12 protein-coding genes are annotated in these 13,884 nt (G+C 35.4%); all 12 read right to left on the reverse strand.

Translation table 11 applies throughout. From position 1 onward, the window contains the following. Positions 1-3: 3 nt before the first annotated feature. Positions 4-636 carry a DUF421 domain-containing protein gene (locus HMPREF1140_RS01060; RefSeq protein ID WP_009662105.1) on the reverse strand — a complete coding sequence of 211 codons (633 nt, stop codon included), beginning with the start codon at positions 634-636 and terminating at the stop codon, positions 4-6. Between the two features lie 108 nt (positions 637-744). Next, the gene (locus tag HMPREF1140_RS01065; protein ID WP_009662076.1) at positions 745-2,004 is read right to left on the reverse strand and encodes a sensor histidine kinase; all 1,260 of its coding nucleotides are present in this window, start codon (positions 2,002-2,004) and stop codon (positions 745-747) included. A gap of 1 nt (position 2,005) precedes the next feature. Further along, positions 2,006-2,677: a response regulator transcription factor gene (locus tag HMPREF1140_RS01070; RefSeq protein ID WP_009662041.1), complete on the reverse strand. Its 672-nt coding sequence runs from the start codon at positions 2,675-2,677 to the stop codon at positions 2,006-2,008. Beyond that, positions 2,658-3,290, reverse strand: a complete 633-nt coding sequence (locus HMPREF1140_RS01075; RefSeq protein ID WP_009662060.1) for a GTP pyrophosphokinase — start codon at positions 3,288-3,290, stop codon at positions 2,658-2,660. Before HMPREF1140_RS01075 ends, HMPREF1140_RS01070 begins: the two co-directional genes overlap by 20 nt. A 107-nt stretch (positions 3,291-3,397) precedes the next feature. Continuing rightward, positions 3,398-4,747 carry a magnesium transporter gene (gene mgtE, locus HMPREF1140_RS01080; RefSeq protein WP_009662069.1) on the reverse strand — a complete coding sequence of 450 codons (1,350 nt, stop codon included), beginning with the start codon at positions 4,745-4,747 and terminating at the stop codon, positions 3,398-3,400. Positions 4,748-4,777: 30 nt separating this feature from the next. Further along, the gene (locus HMPREF1140_RS01085; protein ID WP_009662068.1) at positions 4,778-6,880 is read right to left on the reverse strand and encodes a polyribonucleotide nucleotidyltransferase; all 2,103 of its coding nucleotides are present in this window, start codon (positions 6,878-6,880) and stop codon (positions 4,778-4,780) included. Between the two features lie 172 nt (positions 6,881-7,052). Further along, positions 7,053-7,319, reverse strand: coding sequence for a 30S ribosomal protein S15 (gene rpsO / locus HMPREF1140_RS01090; RefSeq protein ID WP_009444716.1), 267 nt, complete (start codon positions 7,317-7,319; stop codon positions 7,053-7,055). 174 nt (positions 7,320-7,493) lie between these two features. Continuing rightward, on the reverse strand, positions 7,494-10,346 hold the full coding sequence (locus tag HMPREF1140_RS01095) for an FMN-binding protein (RefSeq protein WP_009662056.1): 2,853 nt from the start codon (positions 10,344-10,346) through the stop codon (positions 7,494-7,496). 379 nt (positions 10,347-10,725) lie between these two features. Further along, entirely contained in the window at positions 10,726-11,709 is a 984-nt protein-coding gene (locus HMPREF1140_RS01100) for a diaminopimelate dehydrogenase (protein WP_009662040.1), read from the reverse strand. A gap of 227 nt (positions 11,710-11,936) precedes the next feature. Continuing rightward, positions 11,937-12,254, reverse strand: a complete 318-nt coding sequence (locus HMPREF1140_RS01105) for an energy-coupling factor ABC transporter substrate-binding protein (RefSeq protein ID WP_007592086.1) — start codon at positions 12,252-12,254, stop codon at positions 11,937-11,939. Next, complete coding sequence (locus HMPREF1140_RS01110; RefSeq protein ID WP_009662051.1) at positions 12,254-13,006, reverse strand: energy-coupling factor ABC transporter permease; 753 nt, start codon at positions 13,004-13,006, stop codon at positions 12,254-12,256. Before HMPREF1140_RS01110 ends, HMPREF1140_RS01105 begins: the two co-directional genes overlap by 1 nt. Before the next feature lie 38 nt (positions 13,007-13,044). Further along, a complete protein-coding gene (locus HMPREF1140_RS01115) occupies positions 13,045-13,878 on the reverse strand; it encodes an energy-coupling factor ABC transporter ATP-binding protein (RefSeq protein ID WP_009662052.1) in 834 nt (277 codons plus the stop codon). Between the last annotated feature and the right edge of the window lie 6 nt (positions 13,879-13,884).

Genomic DNA, 13,884 nt, shown 5'->3' on the forward strand with positions numbered 1-13,884 from the left:
CTTTTATTTGTCAATTGTAAGTATTAGAGAATTATTAACATATTCTCCTAAAAATACATCACTGTATTTTTCTATACCTTGCTTTTTCAGCTCTTCAAGAAGCCAATCCTCGTCCTTACCTATTACCTCGAGTGTATCAGATTGTACCTGACCGTCTGTAATAACAGGGAACTTAGGGTTTTCCTCACCTGACTGAATTAAAATCAATTGTCCGTTTTGCTCAAGTACGGCCCTCTTTACATCCTTTGTTGAATAAATTCCGTTTGTACGCAATTTAAAAGAAACATCATGAGCGGATAAGCCTGCCTTTTTACAATTTTCAACAATTATTTTTCCGCCATCTATTATTGTTAAGGCCTTACCGTCTATTAACTGTTTAGCCTTTACATTATGTGTCTTTATCCATTTTAAGCCCAGCACCAGAATGCACCATATACATAATATTGCAATAAAATCAAGTATACGTACACTGCTGTTATATATAACACCACCGATAATGCCACCAAGCACATAATTTACAATCTGGTCACTTGCTGATGAAGGTGCCAAGTTACCCTTACCTGATATGTTTATTATTATTACCAATGCAAAAAAGCCTATTAAAAGCTTTACAGCTACCAACAAAAACGGATTCATAAAAACCTCCTGTTTGAAAATAAATCATAAAGCTGTATTATATTATATACATTTTATAAAATCAATTCAAAAGTCTAAACAATATACTCTTTAAATGATTAGTAAATTTTATTCTGTATTCGTTACCATATTAAAATATACATTAAAATAAATAATATCATTCTTATATGTGACATGTATTTTACCCTTGTGCCTGTTTATAATATTTCTTGCAATGGAGAGTCCTACCCCATAACCCGAAATACTGCTGTTATGTGACTGATCTTCTCTGTAAAATCTTTCAAAAAACTTCGAATAATCTATATTTTTTCCTTCTTTATAGGTATTATATATAACAAGTTTCACCTTTTTAAATGTAATACCATGCTGTGACAACCTAACGCCTATAGTGCCACCTTCATCACAGTACTTATTTGCATTATCTATAAGTATATTTATAAGTTCATACAATGCACCTTCATCTCCGGATATAAATATATCTTTTTGTATATCCGATTCAAAGTTTTTTCCTCCCTTTATTGCAATAGATTTAAAAGACTTTGAAGACTTTTCAACAATATTTGAAAAATCTATATTTACAGCGGTCACATTTGCCTGCTCCTCAAATCTTGCAAGTACTACAAGTCTGTTGATAAGTTCAGTCAGACGCTGTATCTGTTCTTTACTGCTTTGCGTCCATTCATTTTCACCGTATAGCATTTCACAAAGCTCATTATTTGCCGATATAATAGCTATGGGTGTTTTCAGCTCGTGACTTGCATTTGTAATAAAAGCCCTTTGATTTCTATAGTTTTCCATAAAAGGCATCATTACCTTACCCGAGAATATAACAAATATTATTATAAAGAAGACAAGATTTGAAAAGAAAATAAAAACCGATGTCTCTATCAAATCCGCTCTGTCTTCCGAATACCTTGTAGTATCCAAAACCACTATAAGCTTGCTGTTATCTTTTTCATTAATATTAAATTTATATGCAAACTTTTGTCCTTCTGTAGTAGTAAAACTTCCATACGTTTTGCCTCCGGAAAGAATTTTCTTTACATAAAAGACAACATCGGTATCGGATAAATTTGCAATATGCTCGGTATTCATGGTAATTACCTTGTTACTGCTGTCAACCTGTGCACTGAAGTATCTGTATTGAATTATAATATCCGAATTAGTCTTTCTGCCGAGAATTTTCTCTACAATATCTTCATCCGGAAGGACTCCGCCGTTTTCAGATAATAAATCCAATATTTTATTTATTCTGTTTTCACTAACTGCATATTTTGAAGCGTTCAAAATGCATATTACTGAAATGAGCATTACTATGACCGCTACAGTTGCAGCTACAATAAATTGTATACGAAGTCTTCTAAACAAATCACACCTCAACTAATTCAAACTCTCGATTTTCTTCTCCCATTATTTCAATATTGGCATTGATTGCTTTCAGCTTCTGCTTTAAATATGATATATAAATCCATACATAACCGGCATCGCATTCATCATCCTTTGACCATACATGATTGTATATATACTCGGTTGACAACTTTTTATTCTTATTTTTCATAAGGACTTCCATAAGTTTGGTTTCCTTACCGGCAAGAATGATAGAATTTTTTGCTGACAGTTCCTGCTCCGAGACATTTAACTTGACACTTCCGAATGTAAGTACATTTTCATTGAAACTTGTATCAATTCTTCTTTCCAAAGAACGAATCCTTGCAACAAGCTCCTTTAATAAAATAGGCTTTGTAAGATATTCATCAGCGCCCATATCAAGTCCTGAAATCTTATCATCCACTTCACTCATTGCTGTAAGCATAATAACATAAGTGGTATTACCTGATGTTCTAAGCTCTTTTAGAACTTCCAACCCGGATTTTTTCGGCATCATTATATCAAATATCATCAGATTAAAAACTTCATTGTTTGCAAGTTCAAGTGCTCTTTCTCCGTCAAATGCCTGTACAACTTCATAACCTTGCATTTCCAGTGCGGTAGCATATGCTCTTGAAAGAGCTATTTCATCCTCAGCTAATAATATCTTCATTAATGTCTGACTCCTCAATTAAATTTTTTATAGTTTGCATATTCAAATCACAGGATGCCAACTCATCGGCACATCTTTTTAGTTCCTTTGTAATTCTCTCATGGTTTCTTATATTTTTCTTATACTTCATTTGATGCTCAAGTGATGCCCATGAATCCATAGCTATAGTTCTTAGTTGAACTTCTATATAATACCTTCCGTTTTCATTTCCATCACAATCCGGAAATGGTGTAATAATTTCAAGTATCATATGATAAGAGCGGTATCCGTTAGGCTTCACATTAAGAATATAGTCCTTTTCTTCGACCACATTAATATTTGACATCTTTTTAAACATACCTGCCAAAGCGTATATATCATCCACAAATCCGCATACTATCCTTACACCTATGGCATCTTTCATTTCCTTTAAAGCATTATATGTTGTAGGTTCAAACTCTCTTCTGATACATTTTTCAATCATACTTTCATTTGTCTTTATCCTTGAAATAAAATGTTCAAAGAGTTTGTATCCGGTTTTATTCTTATACTCATCATTTAATTTATATACTTCTTTTGACAATGTTTCCAAAATCAATTCCAAGTATTTTTCATATTCACCATATATATTCATCACGTAAGATCCTTTTATCTTTTGTATATAGTTTAGCATAAATAAGTGTATAAAGAATGAAAAAAGGCTAAACTTTTTTCATGTTTAGCCTAAGAAAATATTCATATTTAATTGATATGTAAAAGCTCTACAGCAATCTGGAAATAAATCACTAAAGAAACCGCATCTACTATTGTTGTAATAAGCGGAGCCGCCATAATAGCAGGGTCAAGCTTAAGTCTCTTTGCAATTATAGGAAGTATACCACCGATTACCTTTGCTACAAATACTGTGGCAAACAATGCCAAAACTACTGTAAGTGCTACAAGTGGCTGTCCCGGATACTGAATAACCAATCTTATAAAGTTTACAAGACCAAGTATTAAACCAACAATAACGGATACCCTCGCCTCTTTCCAAATAACTTTAAATATATCTGAACTTGCGACTTCACCTATAGTCATACCACGGATAATCATGGTAGATGACTGTGAACCTGCATTACCGCCTGTATCCGTAAGCATAGGTACAAATGAAACAAGCAAAGGCATTACCTGGAATGCATCCTCATACCTTGTAAGTATTCCACCTGTAAGCATCGAACTTATCATAAGTACCAAAAGCCATGTAATTCTGTTCTTTGCAAGCTCCAATACGCTTGTTTTTAAGTAAGGCTTCTCAGACGGAAGCATAGCCGCCATCTTCTCAAAGTCCTCTGTAGCCTCTTCTTCCATAACATCGACGGCATCGTCAATTGTAACAATACCTACAAGTCTGTTTTCATGGTCAACAACCGGCAAAGATAACAAATCGTATTTATTGAATAAATCCGCAATCTCTTCTTTATCGTCTGTAGTTACAGCTTTGATAACATTTGTATCCATTATATCTTCAATTTTGACTTCATAGTCATTCATTAAAAGATCCTTAACCGTAACAACTCCTTCAAGCATTCGCTTGGCATCCATAACATAGCAGGTATATATGGTTTCCTTATCATAACCATGCTTTCTGATATAGGCAAAGGCCTCCTGCACGGTCATATTCTTCTTTAAACCTATATACTCTGCAGTCATTATAGATCCTGCAGAATTTTCTGGATACTTAAGAAACTCATTTATCTGTAATCTTGTACTTGGAGCGGCATTTTGTAAAACTCTCTTTACAATGGTTGCCGGGAGCTCCTCGAGCATGTCTACAGCGTCATCCACATATAATTCTTCAATAATATATGCCAGCTCTTTATCTGTGATACTGTTTATTATATGTTCCTGAGTCTCTACCTCTAAACAAGCAAATACATCACTTGCAAGCTCCTTGGGGAGCATTCTGAAAATAATAATCTGCTTTTCGGAATCCAGCTCCTCTAAGAAGGATGCAATATCAAACTCATTCATCTCGCAGAGCTCATCTTTTAGTTGTCGGAACTGTTTTCTTGATACAAGATCAAATAATACTTCTTTTACATTCTCTTCCATAGTCCCACCTTTCTCTGCAAAAAATTATTTTTACTCAAGATCTGAAGGCTTCATAGATAGATCGATTCTTCCCTTGATAGGATCAACCTTAACTACCTTTACAGTAACCTCATCTCCTATTTTTACAACATCTTCAACTTTCTCCACTCTCTTGTCTGAAAGCTTTGAAATATGAACCATACCGTCCTTACCCGGTGCAAGCTCTACAAAAGCGCCGAACTCGAGCATACGAACAACCGTACCTCTCATAACCATTCCGGTTTCAATTTCTATTGTTATTCCTCTGATTATATCGATAGCTTTATCAATCATAGCCTGATCCGTACCTGCAACAGAAACAAGTCCTTCTTCGCTTATGTCGATTTTTACTCCTGTATCCTCAATAATCTTATTAATGGTCTTACCTTGCTTGCCTACAACATCACCGATTTTAGAAGGATTAATCTGAATCTGTGAAATCTTAGGTGCATACGGGCTGAGTTCTTTTCTAGGCTCTGATATACATGGCTTCATACATGTATCCATGATGAAATCTCTTGCTTCATGACATCTTGCAATAGCGCCCTTTACAATGTCCTTTGTAAGACCATGAATCTTGATATCCATCTGAATGGCTGTAATACCCGCATCGGTTCCTGTTACCTTAAAGTCCATATCTCCGAAGAAATCCTCAAGTCCCTGAATGTCTGTAAGAAGAACATAGTCATCATCAGAATCACCTGTTACAAGTCCACATGAGATTCCTGCTACCATCTTCTTTACCGGAACTCCGGCAGCCATAAGTGCCATACATGAAGAACATGTAGATGCCATAGAAGTAGAACCGTTTGACTCAAAAGTCTCTGATACTGATCTTATAGCATATGGGAACTCTTCAGGAGAAGGAAGTACAGGAATAAGCGCACGCTCAGCCAATGCACCATGTCCAATCTCTCTTCTTCCCGGACCTCTTGAAGGTCTGGTCTCACCTACTGAGTATGAAGGGAAATTGTACTGATGGATATATCTCTTTGTAGTCTCTAAAAGATTAAGTCCGTCAATCTTTTGTGCCTCTGCTAAAGGTGCAAGTGTAACTATATTACAAATCTGAGTTTGTCCTCTTGTAAACATAGCTGAACCGTGTACTCTCGGAATAATATCCGTCTCAGCCGCAAGTGTACGAATCTGATTCATAGCTCTTCCGTCAGGTCTCTTTTGATCCTTTAGAATCATCTTTCTTACAGTCTTTTTCTGATACTGATAAATAGCCTCACCAAGTAGCGGTAACCACTCTTCTTTGTCTGCAAATGCTTCTTCAAGTCTTTGTGTGATTGCCTTTATATTTTCTTCTCTAACCTGCTTTTCATCTGTGAAAACCGCTACTTCCATCTCCTGTGGAGGTACAATTTCCTTAATAGCCGAAGTAAGCTCCTCAGGAATAACAAATGCTGTGTAAGCATGCTTTTCCTTACCTACTTCCGCTACAATCTTATCGATAAATGCAATAATCTCCTTATTTACAGAGTCAGCCTTGTATATAGCCTCAATCATCTTCTCATCAGGTATCTCATTTGCACCCGCCTCAATCATTATTACCTTATCTCTTGTAGATGCTACTGTAAGCTTAAGATCCGATACGGCCATTTGCTCTTCATTAGGGTTTACAACAAAGAAACCGCCTACCATGCCAATCTGTGTAGTAGCACATGGTCCGTCAAAAGGTATATCTGAGATAGCTGTTGCTATTGCAGAACCAAGCATAGCTGTAAGTTCAGGTGAGCAATCGGGATCTACCGACATTACAAGATTGTTCAATGTAACATCATTTCTGTAATCCTTAGGGAAAAGCGGTCTCATAGGTCTGTCTATAACTCTTGATGTAAGTATAGCATTCTCACTTGCTTTTCCTTCCCTTTTATTAAATCCGCCCGGCATTTTACCTACCGCATACATCTTCTCCTCATATTCTACTGAAAGAGGGAAGAAATCAATACCGTCTCTTGGCTTATCTGATGCTGTTGCTGTAGATAAAACCGTTGTATCACCATAGTGCATAAATGCGGCACCGTTAGCCTGTGCAGCGACTCTCCCGATATCAACTCTGAGAGTACGACCTGCGAGTTCCATTGAATAACTTTTAAATTCCTTACTCATTTCATCTCCTTTTGGCTTGCCGATATTCGAGAAGAGCTCTTCTTGAAACATAAAAATATGAACTAGTGATAAAAACTAAAACAATGCTTTAATGCTTATCACTAGCTTCGGCTACAAGCCATATGATTAATTATAAAAAAGGTGGAGAAAAACTCTCCACCAAAGACTTTTATTATTTTCTAAGTCCAAGCTTCTCTATAAGTGCACGATAACCCTCAAGATCCTTATTCTTAAGATACTGTAAAAGATTTCTTCTCTTACCAACCATCTTTAAAAGACCTCTTCTTGAGTGATGATCTTTAGGATTTGCCTTTAAATGCTCTGTTAACTCAGTGATTCTTGCTGTAAGAACTGCTATCTGAACCTCAGGTGAACCTGTATCGCCTGCTTTTCTTGCATACTCTTCCATGATAGCTGTCTTTTTCTCTTTTGTAATCATTTTTTCTTTCTCCTTTAAAAAATCTTACCGTATACATAAGGAAAGGTTGGAGTATCCAAATCTCATGTATAGGCGTTACTACTCCAAAATAATAACAAAATCATCAGGCGATGTCAATGGCCAAATTCTATTTGCAGCTAAAAAATGGCCAAATTCTATTTGCAGCTAAAAAATCTACTCTGAAAGAGCTTTTTTAACGGCAGCTTTAATAGCATTTGATGAAAGAGTGGCATAACTTATAGCATCCACACCGTCAACTTCCGATTTTTTCTTTCCGACAAGTTTTTCAAATATTTTCTGAGCTTTTCTCCAGAAAGGCTGATTTGAGCCTGAATAGGTATCATCATCTTCCACACTTATTATTTCACCTGTTTTTGCATTATAAACCACCTTTACTCTGGCGTCATAATCATATAAATCTACAGGTGCACTTGCAGTGACGGTCTTTGTAACTATTTCGTCCTTATATTTAAGCCTTAGTCCCACATAGCCTTTGCCATAACGTGGGCTCTTATATTTAGTAAGATTTATGCCAAGTATATTATCACTCTTGTTAATAGTATTCTCAATTTCACCACCCTTTGAGTTCAATACTTTTACATTAAATGTAGACTTTGTCCAATTTTCATATTTCTTAGGAATCGTCACATCATATATCATATAATGCGCATTGCTGTTTTCAAACTGTTCTCTTGTTATAGTCTCCTTTTTTAACAGTTCACTTCCGTCATAAAGCTCTACAGTAGAAGGAGTGTTTTCTGAAACTATATCTACAACCTCTGTTTTAGGCTCCGGTTTAGAATCTGTTTTGGGTTCTGTTTTAGGCTCATTGTCTACATATTTGAATGAAAACATAATATAGCCGCCACTACCATGAAGAGCCATGTAATCCGGTAATTCAACATTTAAAATTGCCGTTCTTTTTTTTACGTTAATATTTAAAAGATTGCCTGATGCGTTGTATACCTTTACAGTAAATGTGTCCTTATTCCATTTGCCCTCATATTTTTTCGGTATTTCAGTATTGAAAAAACTCATGTAGCCACTATTGTTTGTAAATTCTTCAAAACTGATGTTCTTTGTTACTACAAGCTTATCTTTATCGTAAATTTCAACCTTTGCAGGAGCATCATTATGCGGATCCGAAACATTTACATCAAATGTTTCAGTTACAGTCTTTCCGTCTATCTCATGGCTTACACTTATCTTTTTTGTGCCGATATCCGCAGTTGTAAAGATATACTTATTGTCAGGACTGAAACTGAACTTATTTTCTCTTACAACTTCGAATGTAGTAAATGTTTTATTATTTCCATTCTTAGTTACAGCCTTTATAGCAATCTCATCTAAATTCAGCACATCTCCTACATAGAAGTTTTTCTTTACATTGTCAGATATTATTTCAAATGATGCTATGTCTGAAGAATCATGAGATGAATCAACTATTACAGCATAAGTTTCAAATCCCCAGAAATCATACCCCTCATGGCTTATATTCTTCAGATTAAACTGCCACTGTGAAATATGGCTGTCATATTCACCATCTGTAAGTTTATTTTCTCCGTCAAAAATAGACATACCTGTTATCTTGCCTGCAGCCTCAATCTTATAACGGTACTCGTCATTACTCAGTTCTATTTTCTTTGTTTCTCCGGACTCATAATTAACCAAAATATGACTCGCATATTTTTTGGTTATCTTCTTTTCAGTCTGTATATCAGTTTCAAGCTTAATAAGAGCCGCATTCTGTCTAAATGTTACACGTCTAAACTCCCCTTGCTTTGGAAGTTCTGTACCGTTTGCAGGATCTGTAACTATTCCGTAGTTTACAAAATCATCAAAACCTATATCCTTTGTATCACCTGACATATGAAGTCTAAGTACTGTATTTGTTAAATCAAGAGTCTTACCCTTTGCAACTCCGTCAGGCCTCTTTACAAATTCTATATAATCAATATCTGATTTCTTTCCGTCTTTTTTAAACTTTCTTGATCTTTCAAGTGCATTTTCTACAGCACTTACATGTCCTTTAGCAGTTTCTGTTGCACCGCTTACCGCATCATAGGCCTCTCCTGTACTGTTTTGAAGTTGCTTTGCAATCTCCTTGGTACTGTTAAGTCCTTCCAACATCTTTAAAATACGGTCTCTCTTTATTTCATAAGATCCGGCCTGTTTATCATCATCAGTATAAACGACCGAATCAACTTTTTCAATTTTACCGTCCTTAATAGTTACTTTAACTACATTTGGACCTCTCTGAATACTATATCTACTCCATGTAGCTGTTCCATACCATTCCCCGTCTACAAGTTCGCCGCTGTTATCAGGTCTTATTACTACCGTATCATCACTTCCTGTATTCTCATTATCAGTCTTTTTTTCAGGTTCTGATTTTGTGTCACTATTTTCTTTTTTAGTAGTATCAACCTTTTCTTCAGGCTTATTTATATCTTTGTTCTTAGGAGTTTCAGGCTCTACAACCTTATTCGGTGTTACCTGTTCAGTATTTTCAGGTGAATTTTCTTTAGAATTTTCCTTTCCGATTTCAGGCTTTGTATCCTCTGTCCTTTTATCAGGTTGTACAGGCTTTATGTTTTTTGTATCGGAACTTTTTGCTCCGCTATTTGTGCTATGAGAACTTCCTCCGGAATTACCGCCGTTTCTTTGCAGTCTTTTGGGTGAAACAGAATCAAGATAATAGTATTCACCGTCAATATACTGCCATCCTCTAAGCATTTCTCCAAACTTAGGATTTGAAGGTACGGAATTAAAATAATACCACTTACCTTCAATATTCTTCCATCCTGTTACCATCATACCGTTTTCAGGATCTATATAATATGAACCGTTTTCGGTATTGATCCAACCCCTGACTTCATTATGACTTTCATCATAAAACTTCCAATTTCCTTCAATCAGCTCCCAATTACCTGCTGTAACTGCGGCAAAAGAACTGAAGTTACCTAAAATTACCGTCATTACAACGGCAAGCAATAATAAATATGCTTTATTTAATTTATTAATCACAATTTTTCCCCCATTTTATAATTTATATTAACGGAATACAGTTGAAAACACTGCCACCTCCCTTCTTAATATATGAATTAATTTCAACATGTTTTCCGATTTTTGGTATAAAAAATAAAAGTACTAATCTTATTTATAAATTAGTGCTTAACTTTATAAATTAAAATATAAAAATATATTAAAAATTTACATATTTCTTAATGCTTGCTATTATATCATTATGTTATTTTGTTAGCAATCCCTAACGCATTTATAATATATAACAATTTTTCATAAATATACGTTATAAACCTTAACCGTCAGTTATGCCTAATAATATAAAAAATCCCTATAAGTTGATACATAATCAACCTATAGGGAAAATTTATCATTTATTACTTTATAAAAGATGTGCTCTCATTTCTTCGGCAGACATATCAAGAAGATATGCAGGTGGAACATCAAATACTGTATGAGCTCCTATTTTACCTTCTTTATGCATACGATATACAGCTCTTGAATATGCAACAATTACAGACGCTGTGAACTCAGGATTTGAATCAAGTTTTAAACTGTATTCGATAACATGATTGTTCTCATTATCCCAACCTGTTTTACCTGTTCTTATAACAAATCCTCCATGTGGAAGTCTTGAATGATTTTTCTTCATTTCTTCCATGGAAATAAAGTGTACAGTTGTGTCATAATCTGCGAAATAATTCGGCATTGTCTTTATTTCATTTTCAATTCTTGCCTTGTCCGCACCTTCCTTTGCAACTACATAGCATTCTCTTGTATGCTTCTGTCTTGTACTAAGTTCAGGATTGCTGCCGCTTCTTACAGCTTCAAGTGCCGCTTCAACAGGAACTGTATACTGTCTTGCATCAACAACACCTTCAATTCTTCTTATAGCATCTGAATGTCCCTGACTTACTCCCTTACCCCAGAAAGTATAGTCTGCACCTGTAGGAAGAACCGCATTTGCATAAACTCTGTTTAATGAAAACATACCCGGATCCCATCCTGCAGATATAAGTCCGAAATGATGACTTACCTTTGCGGCATCATCTACTCTTTCAAAATGCTCAGGAATATTTGCATGAGTATCAAAGCTGTCAACAACATTGAAATACTTAGCATACTCAGGGGTTTGCTTAGGTAAGTCTGTAGCACTTCCTCCGCAAAGTATCATTACATCAATATCATCTTTATAATTTAAAACATTTTCAATATTTTCAACTTTAGCATCAGATGTAAGAATCTTTACACTTGAAGGATCTCTTCTTGTAAATACTGCGACAAGCTTCATGTCCTTTGTATGTTTGATAGCACACTCAATTCCTCTTCCAAGGTTACCATATCCCAAAATACCTATTCTTATCATTTTCTCACCAGCCATCAGCTAAATTAATCAACCGGGCAAATCCTTTCTTAATTGCTTTAACATACATAGATCTTAATGAAAAAGGATAGAACTACTCCAAGACTCCACTTTGAGCATTCTATCCTAAATATGTAAATCATTCACAACGAACTATGTTGTTTGCTGTATATATAATAATACTTTTTTAAAAAATTGCAAGAACTTTTTCAAATCTTTCTTTCACTGTATCATTCTTTGCTTTTATCTTCGTGCTTTTTCCTTTCAACAAGTCTTCCCATATAGAATGCAATTATCCCTACACCTATACCTGTCTGAACACAGAAAAGCAGGCTTTCAACCTCACCCGGAAGTTCCTTTCCCAGTGCGGTTTCTATAATAGGATTAAACCAAGGCTCATATTCTCCGCCCTGAATCTCCGATACAACTTCACTTCCGGCATCATCAGAACCTCCGAACTCGGCATTCTTTAACATAAACAAAGGTACAACAGCCATCAGTACGACTATTACAAGCAGACTTATAACAATTTTTTTATTCTTTGACATTAATTACTACCTCCCTCAATAAATCCGATTTCCTTAAGCTCAGGTTGTGCATATGTCTTAAGTCCGATTACTATAATGACGGTAAGCATACCTTCTATTATCGCAAGCGGTACCTGTGTAGGTGCAAATACCAACAAGAACTTGCCTGCAGAAGCCATAACTCCACCGTCTTTCATAGGATATGCAAATGCAAGCTGGAACGCAGTTACGACATAGGTAAGTAAATCACCTATGAATGCAGCAAGAAAAATAGAAACATTGTCATTTACCTTTGATTTTTTACAAATCTTATAAACTATAAATGATACAAAAGGTCCGGCAATTGCCATTGAAAAAGTATTTGCTCCAAGTGTGGTAAAGCCGCCATGTGCCAAAAGCAGTGCCTGAAATATAAGTACTATAATACCAAGAATACTTACAGCACTTGGTCCGAATAAAATAGCCGCAAGTCCTGTACCGGTCATATGTGAGCAAGATCCCGTTACTGAAGGAATCTTAAGCGATGAAAGTACAAATACAAAAGCACCCGACATCGCTAAAAGTGTAATTGCCTTCCTATCCTTAGCCACTGTCTTTTTAATTGACATATAACCTGCAATTAAAAACGGAAACGAAATAAGACTCCATGCTATTACATGTCCTACAGGTAAATAACCCTCCATAATGTGCATGGCATTGGCTGTAAACGGCAGCGCAAAACTGAACGCAAAAATTATTGCCAATGTCATTAAAATTTTCTCTTGTTTTCTCATGAAATCCTCCTAAAAATATTTTTTTATTAACTCAAGCTTTAGTCTTGAGGAATAAACATCTTTTTAAACTCATCTATATTTCTTGCAGGTTTATCACCTGAATTTAGTACCTTGTTTTTTACAAGTGATTCAAAAACTTCCAAAAGTATAGGCTTTTTAAGATTAGCTCTTTTTAAAACCGCTTCATCACTAAGTACACTGACAGGATCCGCATCGGCAATTATATTACCCTCACAAAATACCACTATTCTGTCCGCCCATCTAAAAGCAAACTCCAAATCATGAGTTGAAATCACCAAAGTTTTACCGTCTACACTTAATTTGTCCAAGACACCTTCAAATATAGATATATTTTGCGGATCCAGTGATGCCGTAGGTTCATCAAATATTATTATTTCGGAATCCATTGCTATAATATCAGCTATGCTTACTCTTTTTTTCTCACCACCGCTTAAATAATGTGGCGGCCTGTCTATAAGATGCAAAATATCCATATAATTTAAAGAATTGTAAACTCTTTTTTCAACTTCATCCCTGCTTAAGCCAAGATTCAAAGGCCCGAAGCTTACCTCCGCCCTTACAGTTGAGGCAATTATTTGATTATCTGCATCTTGAAAAACAATTCCCACATTTTTTCTAAGCTCTTTTACCGAAGATTTATTTATAAGTTTATCTCTGTAATACAATGCTCCACTTTCAGGCTTTAAAACACCGTTTATATTTAAAAAGAAAGTAGACTTTCCCGACCCGTTGGCTCCAAGAATTGCGAGTCTTTCACCTTCATATACATCTAAAGAAACACCTTTTAAAACCTCATGTTCTCCTGTGTATGAATAGTGGAGGTTTTCAGCCCTTAAAATAACTTTATTCATATAATA

The sequence above is a fragment of the Lachnoanaerobaculum sp. ICM7 genome (assembly GCF_000287675.1).
Lineage (GTDB): Bacteria > Bacillota > Clostridia > Lachnospirales > Lachnospiraceae > Lachnoanaerobaculum.